We start from the raw sequence: 22,529 nt of genomic DNA on the forward strand, positions 1-22,529 counted from the left end.
CCCGGCCGGTGGTCGTCGTCACGGCCGGGTGAGGGGCGGGGTTACCAGCGGGTATCCACAGGTCTATCGTTCAGGAAGATCGGCATTTCCCGGCAAGGAGAGTCACCATGACGGCCAGCGCGGTACCCCAGGATTTCGTCAGCGGATTGGAAGGCGTGGTGGCCTTCACCACCGACATCGCCGAGCCGGACAAGGACGGTGGCGCGCTGCGATATCGCGGCGTGGACATCGAGGATCTGGTCGCCAACCGCGTCACCTTCGGCGATGTCTGGGCCCTGCTGGTCGATGGCGAGTTCGGTCGCGGCCTGCCGCCCGCCGAGCCCTTCCCGCTGCCGGTGCACACCGGCGACGTGCGCGTCGACGTGCAGGCCGGACTGGCCATGCTCGCCCCCATCTGGGGCTACGAGCCGCTGCTCGACATCGACGACGAGACCGCCCGCGAGAACCTCGCCCGCGCCTCGGTGATGGCGCTGTCCTACGTGGCGCAGTCCGCGCGCGGCATCTACCAGCCCGCCGTCCCGCAGCGTCAGATCGACGAATGCACCACTGTCACCGAACGTTTCATGACCCGATGGAAGGGTGACCCGGACCCGCGCCACACCGAGGCGATCGACGCCTACTGGGTCTCGGCGGCCGAGCACGGCATGAACGCCTCCACCTTCACCGCCCGCGTCATCGCCTCCACCGGCGCCGACGTGGCCGCCTCGCTCTCCGGCGCGATCGGCGCCATGTCCGGCCCGCTGCACGGCGGCGCCCCCGCCCGCGTGCTGCCGATGATCGAGGCCGTCGAGCAGTCCGGCGACGCCCGCGCCCTGGTCAAGGGCATCCTGGACCGCAAAGAGAAGCTGATGGGCTTCGGTCACCGCGTCTACCGCGCCGAGGACCCCCGCGCCCGCGTGCTGCGCGCCACCGCCCAGCGCCTCGACGCCCCCCGCTTCGAAGTCGCCGCCGCCCTCGAACAGGCCGCCCTCGCCGAACTCCGCGAACGCCGCCCCGACCGCGCCATCGAAACCAACGTCGAATTCTGGGCCGCCGTCATCCTCGACTTCGCCGAGGTCCCCGCCCACATGATGCCCGCCATGTTCACCTGCGGCCGCACCGCCGGTTGGTGCGCCCACATCCTCGAACAGAAGCAGTTGGGCAAACTGGTCCGCCCCGCCGCCATCTACACCGGCCCGGGCCCCCGCACTCCCGAGGAAGTAGCGGGCTGGTCCACCATCGCCCGCTCCTGAACCAGCATTCCGAGTCGGTCCGGTCAGGTATCACCTGACCGGACCGACTCGTTTCCGTCCGCACCGCACGGAACGTCGCTATGACAACGTCAACTCGCAGATCGCAAGAGATCGACGGCGTCATCCATCCCATAGCGGGACACCAGAATCTTCATCGCGTCCTCCTCCGCGACAATCGGGTTCCGATACCGGCTCAACATCATGCGCAGCGCGTACATGGCCGTCTCCGGGGAGACCGCCACCGTGTCGGCGGCGAATTCCGCCGCAGTCCGAACCGAGAGGCCGTCCGGTAGGCGATCAGCCGGAAAGTCTCGGAGATTCTGGGTGACGATCGCGTCGGCGCCACCGACGACGGCAGCCGCCACGACATGCTCGTCATCGGGATCCGGAAGCCCGAAGACGCCCTCGTGTGGCTCCCAGTTCAGAACCAGAGCATCGTCGAACCGTGACTCGAGCGTGGTGACGAGCCGCCGAGCTCGCGATGCCCCGGTCATGTCGTCTTCGCCCCGGGCAACGAGTTTCGCGCATTCGCTCAACTCCAGCTCCAACAGAATCCGCTCGGACCACAAAGGGCGGTACAACCCCTCGACCGCTAGCGACAAGAGGAAATCGCGCTGCAGGCTGGGCCAGAGAACGCACGTGTCGAGCAATACCGCGAACACCGATCCCCCTCAGTCGTTGCGCTTGCCTCTAGTCCGTTCGGCCGCGAGGCGCCGGGCCTCGCGCAGGTGACGCTCGATATCGGCGGGGTCGTCGTCGATGGAGATGTCGACGGCCGTCTCTGCGAGGGCGTCGTACTGGCGGCGACGGCGCACCTCGCGGTAGTCGAGCACATCATCGAGATCGAGCCGGTGCCGAGTGCCGATCCGTTGGGCGGGCAGCTCCCCCTTCTCGATCAGGCGCTTGACAGTCGGCCTGCTGACACCCAGCAGGTCGGCCGCTTGCTGCGAGGTCAGAGTCATACTGCGCGGCGCGATCGTGACGGCCCGACCGGCCAACAACGCCGCGACCACCTGTTTGAGTGCCTGGTGCACATCGGCGGGGAGTTCGATCCGATCACCCTCATCGGTGCCCACCAGCGCGTAGCTCGGCTTCGCCGCGACACCCCACCTGCGCTCATGCGCTTCCAGGAAGCTCATGACGGGAGCCAGCCGTCCTCGATCGTCAGGCAGGAACGTGCGTTCTTCGAGCGGTTGCGAGACCATCGCACCTCCTCGGTTTTCGAACGTTTCGAAATATTGTTCGATTTATTCGAATACTACCCGACTCCCCGTTCGAGACTCGCCTTACGACATCCAGACCAACATCTGATCTATATTCAGAGAATGGTGAAACTGGATCGTAGGTTGGGGCGGCCTGGGGGCGAGATCGTGTATTCGGATAGTGGGGGTGGTGGGGTGGCGGTGGTGTTCGTGCATGGGGCGGGGATGGATCACACCCTGTTCGAGGCGCAGGTGGATGCGGTGGTCGGGCGGGGGTTTCGGGTGGTGACGTGGGATCTGCGGGGGCACGGGGAGTCGACGCTGGTGGGGCGGTTCGGGGCGGGGGACGCGGTGGAGGATCTTTCGGCGTTGCTGCGGGAGTGTGGGGTCGGGCGGGCTGTGGTGGTGGGGCATTCGCTCGGAGGGAATATCGGGCAGGCGTTCGTGCGGGGGCGGGCCGAGCGGGTGGCGGGGTTGGTCGTGGTGGATTCGGCGTGGAACGCGGGGCCGTTGACGTGGGGCGAGCGGGTGGGGTTGCGGGTGGCGGCGCCGTTGTTGGCGTTGATTCCGGGGAAGATGTTGCCGGGGGTGATGGCTCGGGCTTCGGCGGTATCGCCGGAGGTGGTCGCCAGGGCGGCAAGAGTTTTCGCGCGGATGCCGAAGCGGGTGTTTCTGGATGTGTGGCGGGCGACGGTGTCATTCGTCGAGCCGGAGCCGGGATATCGGTGTCCGGTGCCGTTGGCCCTGATTCGGGGTGAGCGGGATCGGACGGGAAATATCGCGGCCGCGATGCCCCGATGGGCTCGGGCGGAAGGGGTTGTGGAGCACGTGATTCCGGGGGCGGGGCATCTGGTCACCTGGGATGCGCCGGAGGAGACCACCCGGGTGCTGCTGGGGATTCTCGCTCAGTGGGAGCTGGCGTGCTGAGCCCCGAGCGGGAACAGTTCGTGAATTCCCTGGGCGACATGCTGGCGACCTGGAGTTTGCCCCGCGCGACCGGGCGCGTCTACGGCTACCTGCTGCTGCACAGTGAGCCGTCGACCTCGGAGCAGTTGCGCGCCGAGCTGTCGCTCAGCTCCGGCGCGGTGAGTACCGCCATCCGCGAACTCGTCTCGTGGGGACTCGCCCACACCATCCCCAGCCCGGGCAGTCGACGCCTGCTCGTCGAGGCCGCCGGTGGATTCGAGCAGCTCCTGGCCGCCAGCCACGAACGCACCCGCGCGTTCATCCGCACCCTCCGCGCCGCCGAACCGCTCGCCGACTCCCCGGCGACACAACGTCTGCGCGAGGTCACCGAGCTGTTCACGACCTACGTCGACGCCGGAGAGCGGGTCCTGCGCGAGCGCGCGCGGGAGTGAGACCGATCGCCTCATAATCCGGAGCCACGCTGCGTCGATCTGATGATCGCGGCCATCGCGTCGGTGCGCCGGTTGCCACTGCACACGGTGAACCCTGAGGACTTCTCCGGATTGCCAGGACTTCTCGCTCCGTGACACGGCCCGGCAGCCGGTGAGGTCAGCTCGGATCAGGTCGGTGGTTCGTCGACCGGTCCATGGACCCGCCGCGAGTGAGGGCGGCGAAATCGAGGGCGACGGAATCGCCCCGGTCGACGGTGAAGAAGGCGGCGGCGAGGCGCGTGCCCAGTTCAATGTGGCCGACGGCGGCCAGCGGCACCGGCTGGATGAGGCGGACCCGCCAGGGGATCGGTTCGTCCCAGGCCCGGAGTTCCAGGTCCAGGCGCAGGATCGGGTCGTCGCGGCCGGTGTAGTCGGCGGCGACGGGGGCCACGGCGAGGACGGTGGCCTCGGCGCGGCGGCCGTTGGCGAGGATCTTGGCCGCCGCGCTGCGGCCGGATTCGGGTGCCTCGGGGACGAACAGGGCGACGCGCTCGCGGTCGCCGGGGTCGACCCGGCAGTCGACGAGGTCGCCGGGACGCATCCAGGCGAGGTCCTGGCTACGGACCCGCTGCCGGACGCGGGTGTCGTAGGCGAGTTGGTCGGGGAGCTGGACGCGGACCGAGAAGCGGTAGCCGCCCTCGCCGCGTCGCGCGCGCACCGAGAGCACGGTGGCGGTCGCCGCCAACCCCCTGATCAGCAGTTCCCGGCGTCCGGCCTCGGACAGCAGACCGCGCCGCCGTCCGAAGGCCCAGGCACATCGGTCGAGCAGGGTCCGACCCGAGTCGGCCACGGCGAGGCTCATAGCGGAAGCGTAATGCGGATGCCGGGCGCGCAAGGGCGAATTCCCCGCACCCGGCCGGTCAGCGCAGGGTGGTGATCCCGGCGAGGACGAGGTCGATGCCCGCGAGGAACTGTGCGCGGTCGTCGTGGTCGGCGAGTTGTCCGGCGATCCGGTGGGCGAACGGGAATTCGGCGGGGTCCTGCCGGGTCCAGCGGGCGGCCACGGCCGCGAGGAACGCCGAGCGGTCGCCGCCGGGCACGGCCAACCGGGCATTGGCCGCGTTCTGCCCGGCGACGCCGAGGATGTAGTTGACCAGCGCGGAGGCGGCGAAGAACAGCGACCCCTCCGGCACGCCGAGCTCATCGAGGCGCCCGCCGATCCGCTCGTAGATCCGCAGCACCGCGAGTTGTCCGGGCGCCTGGCCGAGTTGGGTGCCGACCCAGGGCCGGGCGTCGATCGCGTCGAAGATCCCGAGTGCGACGGCGCGGATCGCCACCGTGGGTTCCGTGTTCGCGTCCGGGTCGGCCAGCACCCGGGCGATGACGTCGTCCGCCGCGGCGGCGAGCAGTTCGCCCTTGTCGGCCACATGCCAGTAGATCGCGCCGCTGCCGGTTTCCAGCCGGGCCGCCAGCGCGCGGAAGGTGAGCGCGCTCTCGCCCTCGGTGTCGAGGATCTCGATCGCGGTGTCGACGATGCGGTGCTTCGACAGCGCGTCGGCCCGCCGCTGACCTCTGGGTGCCATACCCCCCATCTTGACACTTCTGGAACGTTGTTCCAAACTGGAACAGCGTTCCACACAGCTCACGGAGGGATCCACCATGACAGTCACGATCATCGGAGCGGGCCTGGGCGGCCTCACCCTCGCCCGCGTCCTGCACGTCCACGGCATCCCCGCGACGGTCTACGAGGCCGAGACCTCGGCGGGCGCCCGCACCCAGGGCGGTCAGCTCGACATCCACGAACACGACGGCCAGTTCGCCTTGGCGGCGGCCGGGCTCGCCGACGAGTTCCGCGCGATCATCCACGTGGGCGGCGCGGCCTCCCGCATCCTCGACCGGCACGGCGAGGTCCTGCTCGACGAGCCCGACGAGGACAGCAGGCCCGAGGTCCTGCGCGGGGATCTACGCCGGATCCTGCTCGACTCCCTGCCCGCCGGGACCGTGCGGTGGGGCAAGAAGGTGACCGGCATCGGGCCGCTGGGCGACGGACGGCACGAGGTGACCTTCGCGGACGGCTCGTCCACCCGCACCGATCTGCTCGTCGGCGCCGACGGCGCCTGGTCGAAGGTCCGCCCGCTGGTCTCCGACGCGCGGCCCGAGTACGCGGGCGCCGTGTTCGTCGAGACCTATCTCCACGACGTGGACCGCGCGCACCCGGTCGCGGCCGCGACGGTCGGCCGGGGCGGCATGTTCGCGCTCGCGCCCGGCGAGGGCATCTCCGCGCACCGCGAGGCGGGCGACATCCTGCACACCTATGTCGAGTTGGCGCGTCCCGCCGACTGGCTCGACGACATCGACTTCGCCGACCCCACCGCCGCGCTGACCCGCGTCGCCGCCGAATTCGACGGCTGGGCCCCCGAGCTGATCGCCCTGATCACCGACGGCGACACCCCGCCGGTCCCCCGCCCGATCCACGCCCTCCCGGCCGGACACCGCTGGGACCGCGTCCCCGGCGTCACGCTGCTCGGCGACGCCGCGCACCTGTCCCCACCGGCGGGTGACGGCGCGAACCTGGCCATGCTCGACGGCGCCGAACTCGCCCTGGCCCTGGTCGCGCATCCCGGCGACACCGAGGCCGCCCTCGCGGCCTACGAGGCGGTGCTGTTCCCGCGCAGCGCTGCGGCGGCGGTGGACGCGCACCGCATCCTGGAGCTGTGCCTGGGCGCGAGCGCACCCACGGGATTGGTCGACTTCCTGAGCGGGGTCGGCTGAGCGCGGCGGGTGGCCCGTCTCACAGGACCCGACCCACCACCACCACGGCAATCCCCCGACTACTAAACTCGCCCGCATGACCAGTGCGTTCCCGACGATTCCCGCCGACCTCAAGCCCGCCGACGGACGGTTCGGCTGCGGACCCTCCAAGGTCCGCCCGGAGCAGCTGCAGTCCCTGGTGACTGTCGGTGCCTCGGTGTTCGGCACCTCCCATCGCCAGAAGCCGGTCAAGGACGTGGTCGCGCGCGTTCGCAACGGCCTGCGTGAGCTGTTCTCGCTGCCCGAGGGCTACGAGGTCGTGCTCGGCAACGGTGGCACCACCGCGTTCTGGGACGCCGCCGCGTTCGGCCTGATCCGCGAGCGTTCGCTGCACCTGACCAACGGCGAGTTCTCCTCGAAGTTCGCCTCGGTGGCCAAGGGCAACCCGTTCATCGGCGACCCGATCGTGGTGTCGTCGGAGCCGGGCAGCGCGCCCGAGCCCGTCTCGGACCCGAGCGTCGACCTCATCGGCTGGGCCCACAACGAGACCTCGACTGGTGTGTCCATCCCGGTCTCGCGTCCGGCCGGTTCGGAGAACGCGCTGATCGCCATCGACGCCACCTCCGGCGCGGGCGGCCTGCCGGTGAACATCGCCGACTCCGACGTCTACTACTTCGCCCCGCAGAAGTGCTTCGCCGCCGACGGTGGCCTGTGGATCGCGATCATGAGCCCGGCCGCGCTGGCCCGCGTCGCCGAGATCAAGGAGTCGGGTCGCTGGACCCCGGAGTTCCTGTCGCTGCCGATCGCCATCGACAACTCCACCAAGGACCAGACCTACAACACCCCGGCGCTGGCCACCCTGCTGCTGTTCGCCGACCAGATCGAGTGGATGAACGCCAACGGCGGCCTGGACTGGACCGTCAAGCGCACCCTGGACTCGTCCTCGCGCCTGTACTCGTGGGCCGAGTCGAGCTCCTTCGCCACCCCGTACGTCACCGATCCGGCGCACCGCTCGCAGGTCGTGGGCACCATCGACTTCGACGACGCGGTCGACGCGGCCCAGGTCGCCAAGATCCTGCGCGCCAACGGCATCGTCGACACCGAGCCGTACCGCAAGCTGGGCCGCAACCAGCTGCGCGTGGGCATGTTCCCGGCCATCGATCCGGAAGATGTTTCGCAGCTGACCCGTTCGATCGACTGGGTCGTCGGACAGCTCTGAGATAAGACCGCAATCAGCGCCGGTGCGCGGCGAGGTATTAGCTTCGCCACGCACCGGCGCTTTGCCATGTGTTCGCAATATTTGCTTTTCTCGAGCATCGCTAAATGATGTTGATCCATCACCAAAGTCCCTGCACAGGACCGGAATTCGAGTGGGGAGCCGCTCAGATTAGCCGGAGCGGGAGCCCCCGTGCGCGATTTCGGTCGTGCGTGTCTGCTGCGGCGGGCAAGTAATGTGCACTACTGTCTAGGAAAGTGGGCGGTGTCCTTGCAGACGGAGCCGACTCGATAAGGAGGTAACGGTGCGTGAACTTCGAGTGATCGGGGTGACGCCCGACTCCACGCACATCGTGTGCAGCGACATCGAGTCCGGTACCAAGTTCCGACTGCCCGCCGACGACAAGCTCCGCGCGGCGGCGCGTGGCGACCTCGCACGATTCGGCCAGATCGAGATCGAAACGGAGGCGTCCATGCGTCCTCGCGATATCCAGGCCCGTATTCGAGCCGGTGCGTCCGTCGAGCAGGTCCAGGCGGAATCGGGCATGCCCGCCACCAAAGTCGAACGTTTCGCCTACCCAGTGCTGCTCGAGCGCGCTCGCGCCGCGGAACTGGCGCAGAAAGCCCACCCGGTGCGGCCCGACGGCCCCGCCGTGGAGACGCTGCACGAGATCGTCACCGCGGCCTTCGCCGAGCGCGGCCACACCATCGAACAGGCCGAGTGGGACGCCTGGAAGGACGAGAAGGGTTTCTGGGTCGCGCAATTGCAGTGGCGGCACGGTCATTCCGAGATCGCCGCGCACTGGCGCTACCAGCCCGACGCGCACGGCGGCTCGGTCTCCCCGCTCGACGACCCGGCCACCGACCTGATCGACCCCGACTTCGGCCGCGCGCTGCGCGGGCTGGCCACCATCCTGCCCGAGCCCGCCGCACCGGTCGTCGAGCCGCCGATCCCGGTGGAACCGCGTCCGCGCGAACAGCTCGCGCCCACCGCGCGCCCGGCCGCCCGGCCGCAGCCGAAGTTCGACGAGTTCTACGAGCAGCGTCAGGTCGCCGCGGGTGGTGGCGCGGCGGCGATTCCGGCCGCGCCGGTCCCCGCCGCGGCTCCGGCCCCTGCCCCCGCGCCCGTTCCGGCGACGCCGGTGCCCGCGGCCCCGAGTCAGCCGGTGGCGCAGCAGGAACCGCCGACGGCGGACGAGCCGGTGGCGGTCGACAAGCCCGCCCCGAAGCCCGCTCGCCCGAAGCGCGGCAAGGCGCCCATGCCGTCCTGGGAAGACGTCCTGCTGGGCGTCCGCAGCTCAGGTCACTAGCACCCCGCGCGACATCTCGCCGGTGGCGGGACAGGAGGTGGGTTCATGCGATCGGCTTCCACGCTCTGGTACATCGACACCGCCGATCCGTTGGCGGTGCTGAAAGAGGGCCCCGACCCCGATCCCGAGGCCGCCGCGGCCCTGGCCGGGCAGCTCTACGCCGAGCACGACGTGCGTCCGATCATGATCGGCACGCTCGAGGGCTGCGCGGCCCCGGACCGCGACGAGGTCTACATCGGGTGTTACCCCGGCTTGACAGTGGTGTGCACGGCCGAGGCCGCGCTGGTGGAACCGACCAAGCTGCCCGATCTGCTGGTGCGGCCGTTGGCCTCGGAGCACACCTTCCTGGTGTCGTTCGATTCCTCGGTGCACTGGGGCGCGTTCGCGCATTGGGAGCGTGGGGAATTCCGGCGTTCGTTCAGTTCCACCCGCGTCGACATCCTGGAGAACGAAGGGCTGCCGATGGTCTGGGAGCGGCCGTACTGGGCCGGGGAACATCCGGTGCCGTGGCGCGGGCCGGATCATCCGGAACCGCAGTCGCTGCCGTTCGACCCGCCGGAGTTCGCCGACGCGGCCAATGACGAATGGCTCGGTTTCCGCTATCTCGGCACCGGCGAGGAGGAACTGACGCCGGGCTCGGTGGCCGTCTGCGGATTCACGCTGTATCCGAAAGGGCGGGCGCCGCGGCTGCCGGAGCGGCAGGTCAGCGAACCGCGCCATCGGCACGGGTTGTTCGGCTGGCTGCGCGGCGGCGACCGGGTGCGGTGAGCGCCGGAGCGGTCAGCGCAGGCCGCTGAGCCCGTCGACGACGACCGCCAGCCAGCCCAGCACCAGGCCCACCGCGGCCCCGGCGAGTACCCAGCGCACCACCGGCGTGTAGCGCCAGCGCCAGGCCGTCGGCGCCACGCCGAGCACCGCGACCACGTTCACCGCGACCGCGAGCAGCGGATGCACGGCGGCCAGCGCGGCGCCGAAGGCGTACACCGCGGTCGCGCCGAGGGCGGCGACCAGCACGATGACGGTGCACCCGGCCGCCCACGGGACCGAATCCGGTTGCGCGCGATAGGGACCGTCGGGCTTCACGAGGTCCGCACCCGCTCGTAGAACGCCATCGCGGCGGCCGTGGCGACATTGAGCGAATCGGTCCCCGGTGACATCGGGATGCGGGCGCGCACATCGGTGGCGCGTATGGCCTCCTCGGTGAGCCCCGGGCCCTCGGCCCCGAGCAGCAGCGCCACCTTCTCCCCGGTCATGGCCGTGGCAAGGTTCACCGCCGCCGGATTCGGGGTCAGCGCGATGATCTGGAAACCGCGCTCGCGCAGCAGGTCCAGGCCGCCCGGCCAGGACGGCAGGGTCGCGAACGGCACGCGCAGCACGTGTCCCATCGAGACCCGCACCGCCCGGCGATACAGCGGATCGGCCACCCGATCACCGAACAGCACCGCGTCGGCGCCCAGGCCCGCCGCGTTGCGAAACATCGAGCCGAGGTTCTCGTGATCGTTGACGCCCTCGAGCACCGCCACCGTGCGCGCCCCGTCGAGCACCTCGGCCGGGGTGAGTTCGGCGGGCCGGGGCGCGACGGCGAGGACACCGCGATTGAGGTGGAAGCCGACGATCTCGGCCATCACCTCGGCGGTGGCACGGTAGTACGGGATGTCGCGGTCGGCGAGATCGTCGACGAGTGCCTCGTAGCGTTTGCCGACCCCGAGCAGCGCGGTGGGCGCGAACCGGGACGCGAGCATGCGCTGCACCACGACCACGCCCTCGGCGATCACCAGCCCCTTGCGGCCGGGCAGGTCGGGTCGGCGATCGGCGGAGGACAGATCGCGGAAGTCGTCGACCCTGGGGTCGGCGGAATCGTCGATGTCTATCACTGCGGCCACGCGCTCATCCTGGCATGCTGGAGACATGAAGGTCGTACAGTTGATCTTGAACATTCTCTGGGTGGTGCTGTGCGGCTTCTGGATGGCCCTGGGCTACCTGTTGGCGGCGCTCATCTGCTTCATTCTGATCATCACCATCCCCTTCGGCATCGCCTCGCTGCGCAACGCGGGCTATGTGCTGTGGCCGTTCGGGCGCACGGTGGTGAGCAAGCCGAGCGCGGGCGCGGGCTCGCTGATCGGCAATGTGATCTGGTTCGTCTTCGCGGGCTGGTGGCTGGCGCTGGGCCACATCACCACCAGCATCGCCCTGGCGATCACCATCATCGGCCTGCCCTTCGCCTGGGCCAATCTCAAGCTGGTGCCGCTGGCGCTGTTCCCGCTCGGGCACGAGGTGGTCGCCTCCGACGACGCGCGGGCCCAGGTCTGACTATTCGGATCCGGCGACGATCTGGTTCATGATCGCGACCGCCTGATCCAGCACCGCGAGCTGCTGCGGATCGAGCACGGCCAGCTGATCGGTCATCCACGCCTCGCGCGCGTGGGTCTCGTCGGCGATCAGGGCCCGGCCCGCGGACGTCAGCGAGACGATGATCTGCCTGCCGTCGGTCGGATGCGGGCGGCGATCCACCAGCGCCAGGTCGGCCAGCGAGGCGATGACGCGGGTCATCGACGGCGGTTGCACGCGCTCCTTGCCCGCCAGGGTGCCCGGTGTCATCGCGCCGTCGCGCGCCAGCGTGGCGAGTGCCGACAGCTGGGTGAGCGAGATCTGCGCGTCGGTACGACGGCCGCGCAGGTGTCTCGTGAGCCGCACGATCGCCAGTGAGAGGTCACCGGCCAGGGCGCGGACGTCGGATGGCATTGTCACAGTGCAGAACTCTACGGTACGTCCGGCTGCCAGATCGGGTTTCACCCGGCTACTGTTTGGGTATGGAAGCCGGACGCGTCACCCCCGAGATTCCGCACCTGCCCCGATACCTGGTCGACCCGCGCCCGGTCGTGCTCGCCGGATTCGTCGCCTGGATCGTCGCCACCGCCCTGTCGTGGCTGGTCCCGGCCCTGGCCGACGCCCGACCGGTGTGCCTGATGGGGCTCGCGGTCGGGGTGCTCGGCTCCTCGATCTTCCTCGCGCAGCGCCGGTCCGCCCGTCGCGGCGACAAGGGCGCACAGGTCGGCCTTCAGACTGATTAGGCGCTGACCTGGAACTCCGCACTCGTCCCGACGACCGGACGCAGGGTGCCATCGGCCTGGAGAACATCCACGAAATGCACGAAGCGGTGTAAACCCGGCTCGACAGTCGCGGGGACATCCCAGGTGAATCGCGCGAGCGAGATCGCCGGACCGCCCGAGCTCCAGTGGAACCGCACGTCCCACTCCCCCTCGTTGGCCACCCGCACCCAGTCCCCCGCGCCCGTGCGGCGCTGCACCTCCAGGAAGGTGCTCCCGCGCCGGGGATTGTGCTTGGGATGCGCCGAGACGAACTCGACCGACACCCGGTCGCCGCGCGCGGTGTCGACCGGCTGCGCGAGCACGTCACCGAAGTCGCGCCCGGGTGGTGTCGCGTCCGGGCCGGGCACGGTCGCGAAGCTCGGTTGCAGCGCGGAGACATCACGCGGCGCCGGACCCCGTCCCACCGCCGCGCCCGCGACGAACGCTTCGGCCACCCGGGTGAATTCCTGCACATAGCCGCACAGGGTGTAGCGCCCGAACAGGGTCGAGGCGCCCTCGTACTGCTGCGCGTCGTACTCCTCCGGAGTGGTCACGTACTCGTGGTAGCCGTTGGCGTAGCCCTGGAGCAACACCTGCTCCACCGCGACGCCGAGCACCGCGGCCACCGCGCGTCGCACCCGCAACCCCGCGACGATGGTGAACTCCGCACCGGCCGCGGCCAGATACAGCGTACCGATCCGGACCAGCTGCACCGGAACCACATTCGGCACCCACGGCACCGGCGGCATCAGCCCCAGCGGCGCGAAGATCGCCTTGGGGGCCTGCGCGTCGGCCAGCCAGGCGGGATGCGGCTGGTCGATACCGCCGAGGAAATCGACCATCGGATTGTGCACGCCCTCGGGGATCGGCCCGCCGGGCAGGCCGGGACCGTCCTCGACACTGCCCGCGGCCAGCGAGACACCGGCGGCGGCGGGCGAGGTGCGGCGCGGGGCGCCGTCGGGAGTGAAGCGGCCGTCGACGGGCAGGTCGGCGAGGTCGATATAACAGAGCAGCGCGCCGACCGATCCGGTCATCGGGACCGCTTGTCGCGCGGCCGCTTTCGACGCGTCGTATTGCCGTTCGCCGATGATGCGGGTGTTGGCGAACTCGTCGGTGGTCGGGCCGTCACCCGGGCGCAGGTTCAGATTCGGTGACATATCACCGGCATTGGTCTGGGCGAAGGCGGCGATGTAGTCGGGCCTGCCGTCCAGATGCCGGACGCCGTGCTCGAGCTGCTCGGCGGCGTAGCTGGCATAGCCCTTGTTGTCCGAGCTGATCAGGCGGTTCGCGTTGGTCATCGAGGTGTTGTGGGTGGCGAACCAGGTGAGCGCGCCGACCTCGCGCCCACCCCGCCGGAAGACCAGCGTCGTCACCGCCGGGTCGACGGCGTCCGGGAAGGCCGCGCGATCCTCGGCGGGGTTGCGGTCGAAGGCCACCCGCGAGCGGTTGACACTCGCGTCGCGCAGGTGCGACCGGCCCACGGCGATCGTGCCCGGCCCGTAGTCGGCGTCGGCGGCCGCGATCGCCTCGACGATGCCCGCCACCTCCGCGTCGTAGACCTGCTGCTGGAATCCCAGCGTCGCCAGGGTATAGGCGTAGTCGTGGGCCGATCCACCACAGCTCGCGTGGGTGTGGGTGGAGGTGAGCACGACATTGCGCTCGGTGTATCGATCACCGAAACGTCGGGCGAGCGCGAGCAGAACACCGCTGTGCACCGATCCGAACACCGCGCCGTTCTCCACCGCCACATACGCGATGCGATTCTCGCCCTCGCCGATGACGAAAGCGCGGGCGCGCGGACGTAGATGAATTCCGGCGGTGGTCTGCTCGAGTTGTGAATAGCCCATCATGCCGCATTCCGCGGCCGGACCGGTGAGATCCGCGATCCCGGTTCCGAATTCGAACCCATCGCTTTTCGGATTCGCGCGAGCGGCGGGCGAACCCAGCGTCGGCACGAGTGGCACGGCGGTGACACTCAGCGCCGAAGCGGCGAGCACAGTGCGGCGGGACAGGGACATCAGGCGACTCCTTCGCAACTTCCGTTTCGGAGACAACCACATCAACTGGTCATATGTCCAGGATTTCGGCCGGATCGGCGAATTGACTGTTCGCGACGCGAGCGCTTAACTCGCACACGTGTCCTCCCGATTGAGCGTCGAAGAACGACGAGCCCACCTGATCGAGGCAGCGATCGGTCTCGCCGAGAAAAAGGGCGTCGCGGGCGTGACCACGCGCGATGTCGCCCAAGCGGCCGGTGTCTCGCTCGGAGTGGTGCATTACTGTTTCGAAAACAAGGACGCGCTGATGACCGAGCTGGTCAAAGCGCTCTCGATCGAATTGCGGGATTCCGTCGACGCCGAAGAGTCGGTATGGGAAGACGTCGGAACCGGAAAAGACGCGCTTCAGAAATTGGTGCGCCGCGCGCTCGAGCTGATGTGGCGCAACATCGAAGCCACTCCCGAACGTCAGCTGCTCACCTACGAGACCACCACCTATTCGCTGCGCGAGGGTGAGGCCACGCCCGCCAAGATCGCCATCGCGCGCGACCAGTACGGCTTCAACGACAGCACCGTCGCCGATGTGCTCGACCACTGCCGCGAGGCCACCGAGACCACCTGGACCACCCCCGTCACCGAACTGAGCCGGTTCAGTCTGGCCGTGATCGACGGGATCGTGCTGCGCTGGCTGGTCGACGACGACAGCGAATCGGTGCAGACCCAGCTCGACCTGCTCGCGGCCATGGTCGCCACGCACGCGCACTGAGTCAGCCGCGCGGCACCTGCACGTGCACCGCGCCGTCGGCGCTCCACCACGGCACCCGCACGGTGCCGGTGATCGCGCCGCGCAGATGCACTTCCAGCGTCTCGTGCAGCACCAGCTCGCCGGAGGTGTCCGGCGGCGACCACAGCTGACGCAGCACCACGCCCATCGGATCGGCCCAGCTCGTCCGCCTGCCCGCCCCGAGGATCTCGGCACTGACCTCCTCGGAGACCAGCGGGAGGTCGAGCAGCGTGGCCAGCGCCTCCGCGTGCTCCCCCGCGACCAGCCGCTCGGCGGGCACCACGAGCCCGAACTCGGGCTGATCCAGGACCATGGCCGTGCTCGCCGCGACGACCACGCCGGACAGCGCCCGGACCTGGTCGGGCAGGTCGAGATCGCGCGGGTCCAGGGTGCCCTCGGCGACGGCGGCGGCCAGCCGGGTGTGCGTGCGCGCGACGACATCCGGGGCGGGGGTGTTGGCCGGATCGGCGAGGGCGTCGAGCAGTTCCTCGGCCAGCGCGGCCGACATGACCTCGGGGCGCACCAGCAGCGGGCGCAGGGCGTCGAGGTCGCGGGGGTCGAAGCCCTCGGACGGGAAAGCCGGGAGCAGACCGGCGAATTCGGTGTCGTCGGGGTGGCGCAGACGACCGAGCGGGACGCCGTCGAGGTGGGCGTGGCGGTGCAGCCACCAGGCGGTGTAGCCGTCGCGGTCGGCGAGCAGGGCGCGGGTGCGCGGGTCGGCCAGCAGCAGGCGCAAGGCGGTGGCCCAGCGGGTCTCGTCGACCAGGTCGAGGTCGCGGACGGCGGTGAGCTCGCGCGGGTCCTCGGAAAGGCTGTCCCACCAGTCGGGTTCGTCGTCGAGGTCGTGATCCGGGCCGACCGGGTCGGGTTCGGTGAGCACGGCGAAATCCCAGCCGACACCGATCGCGCGCAACGCCGCCTCGCCGTGCTCGGTGACCGTCGCGGCGGCCACGGTGCCGAAGGGGGCGTCCTCGGCCAGCACTGTGGCCAGCGGGGCGCCCGGGAGCAGCAGTTCGTCGGCGGGGCGCGGTTCGCCGGTGTCGTCGGGGAGTTCGAGCTGGCCGAGCCAGTGCGGCAGCTCGTGCGGTGACGCGAACGGCGCCAGCTGGAGGACGGCGGCGACGGTGTCCGGGTCGGCCGGGTCCTGGTCGAGCAGATCGCGCAGACCTGGGTCGGCGAGCAGGTCGTCGGCGGAGGCGCTGCGGGCGCCCAGCCGGGACAGCAGGGCATGGGTCGCGTCCGGGTGCACCAGCCGCGCCCAGTGCACCGGCACGGCGACGGTGAGTTGGTCGTCGAGCACGACGGTGCGCGGGCCGGTCACCACGCGGCCGTCGGCCAGCGGGACGGCGAGCGCGCCCAGTTCCTCGGCGATGCGGGAATCGGTGACGAAGGGTTGCAGCGCGGCGTAGAAGCGTTGCCACCAGCGGGGTTCGCGATCCAGGCCGCTGGTGGTCTCGGCCAGGGCGGCGGGGCCCAGGCGGTGGACGTCGAGGACGGAGAGTTTGTCCTGGTGCTCGCGGCCGGAGAGTTCCGGGATCAGGAGGGGGCCGGTGATCTCGGCGAGGAGGGGGGCGAGGTCCGGGGTGAGGTCGGGGAAGACGGTCGCGCGGGTGGGGGTGGTGAGGTCGGCCTCGCGGGGAGTGGCCGTTGCCGCTGCGGGGTCGCCGAGAGTGGGTGTGCGGAGGTGTGGGTCGTGATCTGTCGGGAGGGCATCGGGGTCGGTGAGACCGCTGCGTTCCTGGGACGTGTCGTGGATCGCGGCGGGCCGCGTGGTGCGCGCGTCCTCGTGGGCCGAGTGGTCGGCCGGGTCGGCGAGGAGCAGTGCGTCGGTGGGGGGTGCGGGGTCGGTGGGGCAGGTCGGGAGCCAGGGGTGGGTGCGGAGTTCGGTGATGATCGCTTCGCGCAGGAGGGTGTCGGCTTCGCTGCGGGGGAAGCCGGGGGTGGGGACCAGGGTGAGGCGGTCGCGGGGTGGGAGGGCGCGGGCGAAATCGGCGTAGCCGGTGGCGATGTCGGTGAGGGGGGCGCCGGGGAGGAGGCGGCGTCGGTCGGGCTGCATGGGGATGTCGGCGACGAGGAGGGCCGGGAGGGAGAGTTCCTCGTCGGAGCGGGTGGGGGCGCGCAGGACATCCGGGGCGGCGGGGACCGGGCGGCCGTGGTGCAGTGGGAGCAGCCAGCGGGCGCGGGCGGTGCGGAACTGCCACCAGGTGCGGGTGGTGCCCGACGGGAGGGTGATGGACAGTTCGTCCAGGTCACCGAGTTCTGTTACCGCGCTGGCGAATTCGTCGTCGCCGATGCGGATGCGCTGGAGGGCGGGGAGTTCCAGGAGCAGGTCAGGGGCTTCGTCGCGCATCGCATCGAGGAGTGCGTCGGCGTCGATGTCGTCGCGCAGGTGGATGACGATCTCGGTGTCGAAGCCCTCGGGCGGGGTGGTCGGGACGGGCCAGGCCAGGCGCAGGACCGGCGGCGCGAGAGCGGACAGACCCTCCGGGACGGTGATCCCGTTGTCGTGCAAGGCATTCAGCGTGGCCGTGCGTGAAAAGCGAATGGACCCGGTGGTCGATCGCACCTCGACCTCGTCGCCCACCGAGCGCACGGCGGTGAACCCGACGCCGAACCGCCCGACCTGCGCGGCATCACCCTTGCCCGACGCACGCAGCGCCGTCAGCGCGTGCACCCCCGCGACATCCAGCGGCGCACCGGTATTCGCGAGGTGCAGGCGCCCGTCGAGCACCCGCACCGTCACCGCCCCGGCGACCCCGCCCTTGGCCGCCGCGTCGGCCGCGTTCTGCGCCAGCTCGGTGAGCAACCGATCCCGATAGCCCGCCGCCACCAGATCGCCCTCACTCGCACTGTCCTCCCGCAACCGCGTAGGCGAATCCCGCCACGCCGCGAGAACCCCGTCCCGCAGCCCCGCGGTCCCGAACGGGTCAGCCACAGCGTTCAGCGCGCCACCGGCGATCCGTGCTCCACATCGACCCCGGCCTCAGCGGAAACGTGCGCGTCCTCAGCGGCCTCGGCCGTCGCGGAGTCGGCGGGAGCCTCCTCGGCCGCGCTGGTGGCGGTGGTGTCAGCTTCGATCGACGGGTCAGCGGATGCGCTGACGGCGGTGGCCTCGGTAGCACCAGCGGTATCGGTGCCGCCCGACTGCTCGACCTTCGCCTCCGTGCCGGGAGTGGCATCCGCGCCGGTGTGGGACACGGCGACGTCGCCGGAAGCCGGTGCGTCGGTCTCCGCGGGCTGGGTCCCCTGGCCGCTACCCGAAGCGTCCGCGGCGCCCATCTCAGCGGCAGCGGTTCCCACGACCGGGTCGGACTCGGAATCCGTGGGCTCGCTCGCGGCCGCGACGGTGGCCTCAGTGGCTGCGTCAACGGCTTCGGCGCTGGCCGTCGGCTCGGATTCCGCCGCGACGACTTCAGCCGCCGACTCCGGGGCGGCGCCTTCGGAGAGGGCGGCCTGCTCGGCGGCGGTCGCCTCGACTGCTTCGGCCTCGGCGGTCACCTGGTCATCGACAGGCGGCTGGTCGTCGGCCGTCACCTGGTCAGCGGCAGCCGGGTGGTCGGCCGACGACTGATCCGCGACGACCGTGCGCACCTGTACGTACTCCACCGCGTGATCATCGAACGCCTCGTACTGCGGCGACCCGTTCCCGCTGGGAGCCACCACATCGGAGTGGGCCCCGCAGCCGTATTCGATGTGGACGACGTGGCCGTCGGCGCCCATGGCGTTGGCGCACACGCCGAAGGACTCGCGTAAGGCGCCCGCGAGGGGGACGTAGAAGCCGCAGAGGCCGCAGGTGGAGGGGGCGGCCTTGGCCATCTCGGTGTCGGGGCCGAACTCGAGGTACCAGCGCTGGGCGGCGTCGACGCGGCCCTCGAGGCTGAGCACCTGGACGCGGCCGAGGCCGACCTCGCGGGCGACGTCGTCGACGACCGGGTCGCCGGTGGCCACGTAGCCGGGGACCAGGCGGGGGTCGTCGGTGGGCGGGGCGAGCAGGTCGCCGGGGCCCAGGTCGCCGGGGCGCACGCGCTGTTCCCACGGGATGAAGTCGGGGGCGATGAGGGCGTCGGGGCCGGGCAGCAGGGCCGACTCGCTCACCGTCGCGGCGTCCGCACCGGGCGGCGCGGCCACGACGACGGCCCACTGCCAGCCGCGGTAGCCGGGCAGGCTCGCCTCGAAGCGGTGGGTGGCGGCCGTCTCGTCCTCGGCGGTCACCCCCAGATGCACTCCGACCCCGTCGGGTTCGAGTTCGACGAGCGCTCGACGTGCGACTTCGGCCGCATCGGCCAGAACGGGACGCACGCCGGACTCCGAAACAGATACTGCGCTCACGGCATACATTTTGCCGTATGAAGCGCAATCGGAGTTCGTTGGCCGTCGTAGTGCTGGTCAGCCTGCTCGGCGTGGGGGCGTGTGGCGGTCCCGACGACGCCGGGCCGCAACGGCTGCGGGTGGAGGTGATCGGCTCGTCACCGCACGATCCGCGGGCTTTCACCCAGGGGCTCGAGGTGGTCGACGGGGTCCGCTACGAAAGCACCGGCATGTGGGGCGTGTCGAGCGCGCGGGCGGCCGAGCAGGCCAGCGGCGTGGAGACCGCGCGGGTCGAGGTGCCCGACCCGCTGTTCGCCGAGGGCATGACCAAGGCGGGCGATATCGTCTGGCAGCTCACCTGGAAGGACGGCGTCGCCTTCGCGCGCGACCCGGTCACCCTGGCCGAGATCCGCCGCGTGAGCTACCAGGGCGAGGGCTGGGGCCTGTGCGCGCAACCCGACCGGCTGGTGATGAGCGACGGCACCCCGAAGATCACCTTCCGCGATCCGGTGACCTTCGCCGAAACCGGCTCGGTGACGCTGACCGGATACCGCGACCCGAAGCCCAACGAACTCGACTGCGCCGCCGACGGCACCGTCTACGCCAACAACTACCCGACCGACGAGATCCTGCGCATCGACCCCGACTCCGGCCGGGTGACCGGCGTGATCGAGGCGGGCGGCCTGCTCACCGCCGACGAACGCCAGCGCACCGATGTGCTCAACGGCATCGCGCAGGTGCCGGGCACCGACCGGTTCCTGCTCACCGGGAAGTACTGGCCGCACCTTTTCGAGGTCCGATTCGTCCCGAAATAACACACTGTGTCCGACACCGCCGCGCCGCGAGTGAACGCCGATCGCCCGCGTGCGACAGAATTGGACTGTGACTACGCCCCGCGAACCATCCGGTCCCGACCGTGGTCGCCGGGACGGCTCCGCCGCGGGCACCCCGCCCGGCCGACACCCCGGCTTCGGGCAGTACCCGCCCCGCGCGGGCGCCCCGGAGCCGCGCGCGCCACGCAAGGTCTTCCCGCGCCCCGATCCGCCGACCACGCGCCTGCGCGGCGCGGGCCACGACGACACCCCGACCGACCGCGATCTGTTCCGCAAGCCCGACCCGCGCCGAGCGGACCCCTACCCGGCCGAGCCGGGCCCGCCGCGCACCCGCCCGCTCCCCCGGCCCGACGAGCCCACCGAGCACCCCGACGACGTCCGTCAGCGCGTCCCGCGCAAGCTGACCGTCACCCGGGTCGCGGCCATGCGCAGCCGCGAACTCACCGAGCGCGGCATCGCCACCTTCCAGCGCGCGGCCAAGGCCGACGGCGCCGATCAGTCGGGCCTGACCGCGCTCACCTACGCCACGATGGCCAACTTCGCGCTCGACGCCGCGATCGCCGTCGCCCTGGCCAACACGCTGTTCTTCGCCAGCGCCACCGCCGAGTCCAAGGTCAAGGTGGCGCTGTATCTGCTGATCACCATCGCCCCGTTCGCGATCATCGCGCCGCTGATCGGGCCGCTGCTGGACCGGCTGCAACGCGGCCGCAGGCTCGCCCTGGCCACGACCTTCGGCCTGCGCGCGGCCTTCGCGGTGCTGTTGATCTTCAATATCGACACCTGGGGCCTGTATCCGCTGGCCCTGTGCATGATGGTCGGCTCGAAATCCTTCGCGGTGCTCAAGAGCGCGGTCACCCCGCGTGTGCTGCCACCGGATATCGATCTCGTGCGCACCAACTCCCGGCTGACCGTGTTCGGCCTGGTCGGCGGCACCATCGGCGCTGGTGCGCTGGCCGCGCTGGCCGCGCTGATCGCCGATTCCACCGGCGCGCTGATCTTCGCCGTCGCCATCGCGCTGACCGGCGCGTATCTGAGTCTGCGCATCCCGTCCTGGGTCGAGGTGACCGAGGGCGAGGTGCCCGCGACGCTGAGTTATCACGGGTCCGACGCGCGCACCGAGGTGCTCGACCCGAGCGAGCTGTCGGCCGTGCCCGCCCGCAAACGGCGTCAGCCGCTGGGCCGGGCGGTGGTCACCGGACTGTGGGGCAACAGTTCCATCCGTGTGCTCACCGGCTTTCTGACCTTCTATATCGCCTTCGTCGCCAAGGGTTCCGGTGGCAGTCCCACCGAGCAGGCGGCGATGCTGGCCGCGGTCGGCGCGGCGGCGGGCTTCGGCAATTTCGGCGGCAACGCCACCGGCGCCCGGCTGCGCCTGGGCAGGCCGTCGCTGGTGGTGCTCGGCTGCACCGCCGCGTGCGCGGGCGTGGCGCTGTTCGCGGTGTTCACCGGCAATCTGTTCGGTGCCGTGTTCGCCGCGCTGGTGGCCTCGGCGGCGAGCGCGCTGGCCAAGGTCTCGCTCGACGCGGCCATCCAGGACGACCTGCCGCCGGAGTCGATCGCCTCCGGTTTCGGCCGCTCGGAGACGGTGCTGCAACTGAGCTGGGTCGTCGGCGGCGCGGCCGGTGTGCTGTTGCCGATCGAGTTCTGGAAAGGTTTCGCGGTGATCAGTGTGGTGCTGGTGGCCGGGCTCGTGCAGACCTTCGCCAGCTACACCGGACACTCGCTGCTGCCGGGTCTGGGCGGAAACCGTCCCCAGCACGTCGAGCAGGAAGTACCGACAACCCATCCGTTCCGGGCAGATCCCGGCACGGTTCCGCGAGGGACAGGAGACCCCATCCGGTGAGCAAGCTCAACGTTCGCACGACCCTGGCCCTGGTCGCGGCGGGGCTGGTCGCCCTGGCCGTGGTGACGGCCGTGTGGGTCGGTGTGGCCGTGTCGAAGGCACCCGCGTACCAGCCGCAGATCACCGCCTATGCCGACGGCGAGGCCGTCACCGTGGAGCCGTTCATGTACTGCTCGGTCCGGATGGAGGACTGCCGCTACGGCGAGACCACGCCGCTGACGGTGCCCTCGGGCCTGCCGGTGCAGCTCTCGCTGCCGGAGCGGATCTCCGGCTCGCCGTGGCTGATCCAGCTCATCTACCAGCGCCCCTCGGGCGAACAGGTCGACCGCGTACTCAGCTTCGCCGACTACCCCGAGGGCGCCCGCGCCATCTCCGTCGACTCCCAGCCCGAACCCGACCTGCGCCTGGTCGGCATCGAGGTCCAACTCCCCATCCTGGCCCGCGACACCGCCACCGGCCGCGAAACCTACATCCCCCACGCGGCTTGGTCGATCGTCACCCCAGAGCCGTGAGCGATCTGCCCAGCCGGACACGAACATCCGACCTCGAGCAGGGATCGCTCCTGCCCGGCCGGGCACGAGCATCCGGACCCCCGGGGGCGCGAACTCGAGCGCGCCAGCGCTCCAAT

23 protein-coding genes and 1 pseudogene are annotated in these 22,529 nt (G+C 70.6%); 13 read left to right on the top strand and 11 right to left on the bottom strand.

Features of this window, described 5'->3' with window-relative positions; all coding sequences use genetic code 11:
* Positions 1-107 precede the first annotated feature (107 nt).
* Positions 108-1,232: a citrate synthase 2 gene (locus QC180_RS21805; protein ID WP_278264647.1), complete on the top strand. Its 1,125-nt coding sequence runs from the start codon at positions 108-110 to the stop codon at positions 1,230-1,232.
* 89 nt (positions 1,233-1,321) lie between these two features.
* Here QC180_RS21805 and QC180_RS21810 read toward each other — a convergent pair whose 3' ends face one another.
* Together QC180_RS21810 and QC180_RS21815 are read right to left on the bottom strand one after the other, a co-directional pair.
* The gene (locus QC180_RS21810; protein WP_278264648.1) at positions 1,322-1,894 is read right to left on the bottom strand and encodes a PIN domain-containing protein; all 573 of its coding nucleotides are present in this window, start codon (positions 1,892-1,894) and stop codon (positions 1,322-1,324) included.
* Positions 1,895-1,903: 9 nt separating this feature from the next.
* Complete coding sequence (locus QC180_RS21815; RefSeq protein ID WP_278264649.1) at positions 1,904-2,437, bottom strand: helix-turn-helix domain-containing protein; 534 nt, start codon at positions 2,435-2,437, stop codon at positions 1,904-1,906.
* 192 nt (positions 2,438-2,629) lie between these two features.
* Here QC180_RS21815 and QC180_RS21820 point away from each other — a divergent pair, with 192 nt between their 5' ends.
* Both QC180_RS21820 and QC180_RS21825 read left to right on the top strand, forming a co-directional pair.
* The gene (locus QC180_RS21820) at positions 2,630-3,361 is read left to right on the top strand and encodes an alpha/beta fold hydrolase (RefSeq protein ID WP_278264650.1); all 732 of its coding nucleotides are present in this window, start codon (positions 2,630-2,632) and stop codon (positions 3,359-3,361) included.
* Complete coding sequence (locus QC180_RS21825) at positions 3,355-3,792, top strand: GbsR/MarR family transcriptional regulator (RefSeq protein ID WP_278264651.1); 438 nt, start codon at positions 3,355-3,357, stop codon at positions 3,790-3,792. Before QC180_RS21820 ends, QC180_RS21825 begins: the two co-directional genes overlap by 7 nt.
* A 157-nt stretch (positions 3,793-3,949) precedes the next feature.
* On the opposite strand, the gene QC180_RS21830 is transcribed toward QC180_RS21825, so the two are convergent.
* Positions 3,950-4,633: a hypothetical protein gene (locus tag QC180_RS21830; protein WP_278264652.1), complete on the bottom strand. Its 684-nt coding sequence runs from the start codon at positions 4,631-4,633 to the stop codon at positions 3,950-3,952.
* Between the two features lie 58 nt (positions 4,634-4,691).
* The gene (locus tag QC180_RS21835; protein ID WP_278264653.1) at positions 4,692-5,354 is read right to left on the bottom strand and encodes a TetR/AcrR family transcriptional regulator; all 663 of its coding nucleotides are present in this window, start codon (positions 5,352-5,354) and stop codon (positions 4,692-4,694) included.
* A 76-nt stretch (positions 5,355-5,430) separates the two neighbouring features.
* Here QC180_RS21835 and QC180_RS21840 point away from each other — a divergent pair, with 76 nt between their 5' ends.
* From QC180_RS21840 to QC180_RS21855, 4 genes are all read left to right on the top strand, one after another.
* Positions 5,431-6,543 carry an FAD-dependent oxidoreductase gene (locus QC180_RS21840; RefSeq protein WP_278264654.1) on the top strand — a complete coding sequence of 371 codons (1,113 nt, stop codon included), beginning with the start codon at positions 5,431-5,433 and terminating at the stop codon, positions 6,541-6,543.
* A gap of 76 nt (positions 6,544-6,619) precedes the next feature.
* Complete coding sequence (gene serC, locus QC180_RS21845; RefSeq protein ID WP_278264655.1) at positions 6,620-7,741, top strand: phosphoserine transaminase; 1,122 nt, start codon at positions 6,620-6,622, stop codon at positions 7,739-7,741.
* Between the two features lie 301 nt (positions 7,742-8,042).
* Positions 8,043-9,047 carry a septation protein SepH gene (sepH, locus tag QC180_RS21850; RefSeq protein ID WP_278264656.1) on the top strand — a complete coding sequence of 335 codons (1,005 nt, stop codon included), beginning with the start codon at positions 8,043-8,045 and terminating at the stop codon, positions 9,045-9,047.
* A gap of 45 nt (positions 9,048-9,092) precedes the next feature.
* The gene (locus QC180_RS21855) at positions 9,093-9,815 is read left to right on the top strand and encodes a DUF6928 family protein (RefSeq protein WP_278264657.1); all 723 of its coding nucleotides are present in this window, start codon (positions 9,093-9,095) and stop codon (positions 9,813-9,815) included.
* Between the two features lie 12 nt (positions 9,816-9,827).
* On the opposite strand, the gene QC180_RS21860 is transcribed toward QC180_RS21855, so the two are convergent.
* Entirely contained in the window at positions 9,828-10,130 is a 303-nt protein-coding gene (locus QC180_RS21860) for a DUF2537 domain-containing protein (protein ID WP_278264658.1), read from the bottom strand.
* Positions 10,127-10,930 carry a TrmH family RNA methyltransferase gene (locus QC180_RS21865; RefSeq protein WP_278264659.1) on the bottom strand — a complete coding sequence of 268 codons (804 nt, stop codon included), beginning with the start codon at positions 10,928-10,930 and terminating at the stop codon, positions 10,127-10,129. The genes QC180_RS21860 and QC180_RS21865 overlap by 4 nt, the downstream gene beginning before the upstream one ends.
* Before the next feature lie 25 nt (positions 10,931-10,955).
* On the opposite strand from QC180_RS21865, the gene QC180_RS21870 reads away from it, so the two are divergent.
* On the top strand, positions 10,956-11,357 hold the full coding sequence (locus QC180_RS21870) for a YccF domain-containing protein (RefSeq protein WP_278264660.1): 402 nt from the start codon (positions 10,956-10,958) through the stop codon (positions 11,355-11,357).
* On the opposite strand, the gene QC180_RS21875 is transcribed toward QC180_RS21870, so the two are convergent.
* Positions 11,358-11,789, bottom strand: a complete 432-nt coding sequence (locus QC180_RS21875; protein ID WP_278264661.1) for a MarR family winged helix-turn-helix transcriptional regulator — start codon at positions 11,787-11,789, stop codon at positions 11,358-11,360. It lies immediately after the preceding gene.
* A gap of 68 nt (positions 11,790-11,857) precedes the next feature.
* On the opposite strand from QC180_RS21875, the gene QC180_RS21880 reads away from it, so the two are divergent.
* Complete coding sequence (locus tag QC180_RS21880; RefSeq protein ID WP_278264662.1) at positions 11,858-12,118, top strand: DUF2530 domain-containing protein; 261 nt, start codon at positions 11,858-11,860, stop codon at positions 12,116-12,118.
* On the opposite strand, the gene QC180_RS21885 is transcribed toward QC180_RS21880, so the two are convergent.
* Both QC180_RS21885 and QC180_RS21890 read right to left on the bottom strand, forming a co-directional pair.
* Positions 12,115-14,154, bottom strand: coding sequence for a neutral/alkaline ceramidase (locus QC180_RS21885; RefSeq protein WP_278264663.1), 2,040 nt, complete (start codon positions 14,152-14,154; stop codon positions 12,115-12,117). The genes QC180_RS21880 and QC180_RS21885 overlap by 4 nt on opposite strands.
* A 49-nt stretch (positions 14,155-14,203) precedes the next feature.
* Positions 14,204-14,383, bottom strand: a complete 180-nt coding sequence (locus QC180_RS21890) for a hypothetical protein (protein ID WP_278264877.1) — start codon at positions 14,381-14,383, stop codon at positions 14,204-14,206.
* Between QC180_RS21890 and QC180_RS21895 the strand changes: the two genes are divergently transcribed.
* A complete protein-coding gene (locus QC180_RS21895; protein WP_278264865.1) occupies positions 14,360-14,899 on the top strand; it encodes a TetR/AcrR family transcriptional regulator in 540 nt (179 codons plus the stop codon). The genes QC180_RS21890 and QC180_RS21895 overlap by 24 nt on opposite strands.
* Before the next feature lies 1 nt (position 14,900).
* Here the strand turns inward: QC180_RS21895 and QC180_RS21900 are convergent, their stop codons facing one another.
* Entirely contained in the window at positions 14,901-17,780 is a 2,880-nt protein-coding gene (locus QC180_RS21900; RefSeq protein ID WP_278264664.1) for a sacsin N-terminal ATP-binding-like domain-containing protein, read from the bottom strand.
* Between the two features lie 653 nt (positions 17,781-18,433).
* Positions 18,434-19,255, bottom strand: a pseudogene (locus tag QC180_RS30380) (DUF3027 domain-containing protein); the annotation flags it as partial.
* An 8-nt stretch (positions 19,256-19,263) separates the two neighbouring features.
* Between QC180_RS30380 and QC180_RS21910 the strand changes: the two are divergent.
* The 3 genes from QC180_RS21910 (at position 19,264) to QC180_RS21920 (ending at position 22,413) form a co-directional block, all read left to right on the top strand.
* Positions 19,264-20,040, top strand: coding sequence for a glutaminyl-peptide cyclotransferase (locus QC180_RS21910; RefSeq protein ID WP_278264666.1), 777 nt, complete (start codon positions 19,264-19,266; stop codon positions 20,038-20,040).
* A gap of 67 nt (positions 20,041-20,107) precedes the next feature.
* Entirely contained in the window at positions 20,108-21,901 is a 1,794-nt protein-coding gene (locus QC180_RS21915) for an MFS transporter (protein ID WP_278264667.1), read from the top strand.
* Complete coding sequence (locus QC180_RS21920) at positions 21,898-22,413, top strand: DUF2771 domain-containing protein (RefSeq protein WP_278264668.1); 516 nt, start codon at positions 21,898-21,900, stop codon at positions 22,411-22,413. Before QC180_RS21915 ends, QC180_RS21920 begins: the two co-directional genes overlap by 4 nt.
* Positions 22,414-22,529: the final 116 nt, after the last annotated feature.

The sequence above is a fragment of the Nocardia anocheti genome (genome assembly GCF_029675105.1).
Taxonomy (GTDB): Bacteria; Actinomycetota; Actinomycetes; order Mycobacteriales; family Mycobacteriaceae; genus Nocardia.

Coding starts and splice junctions, on each gene's coding strand:
- QC180_RS21880 (WP_278264662.1), top strand. CDS start 11,858: ATGGAAGCCGGACGCGTCACCCCCGAGATTCCGCACCTGCCCCGATAC.
- serC (WP_278264655.1), top strand. CDS start 6,620: ATGACCAGTGCGTTCCCGACGATTCCCGCCGACCTCAAGCCCGCCGAC.
- QC180_RS21885 (WP_278264663.1), bottom strand. CDS start 14,154: ATGTCCCTGTCCCGCCGCACTGTGCTCGCCGCTTCGGCGCTGAGTGTC.
- QC180_RS21875 (WP_278264661.1), bottom strand. CDS start 11,789: ATGCCATCCGACGTCCGCGCCCTGGCCGGTGACCTCTCACTGGCGATC.
- QC180_RS21835 (WP_278264653.1), bottom strand. CDS start 5,354: ATGGCACCCAGAGGTCAGCGGCGGGCCGACGCGCTGTCGAAGCACCGC.
- QC180_RS21815 (WP_278264649.1), bottom strand. CDS start 2,437: ATGGTCTCGCAACCGCTCGAAGAACGCACGTTCCTGCCTGACGATCGA.
- QC180_RS21840 (WP_278264654.1), top strand. CDS start 5,431: ATGACAGTCACGATCATCGGAGCGGGCCTGGGCGGCCTCACCCTCGCC.
- QC180_RS21870 (WP_278264660.1), top strand. CDS start 10,956: ATGAAGGTCGTACAGTTGATCTTGAACATTCTCTGGGTGGTGCTGTGC.
- QC180_RS21805 (WP_278264647.1), top strand. CDS start 108: ATGACGGCCAGCGCGGTACCCCAGGATTTCGTCAGCGGATTGGAAGGC.
- QC180_RS21830 (WP_278264652.1), bottom strand. CDS start 4,633: ATGAGCCTCGCCGTGGCCGACTCGGGTCGGACCCTGCTCGACCGATGT.
- QC180_RS21855 (WP_278264657.1), top strand. CDS start 9,093: ATGCGATCGGCTTCCACGCTCTGGTACATCGACACCGCCGATCCGTTG.
- QC180_RS21910 (WP_278264666.1), top strand. CDS start 19,264: ATGAAGCGCAATCGGAGTTCGTTGGCCGTCGTAGTGCTGGTCAGCCTG.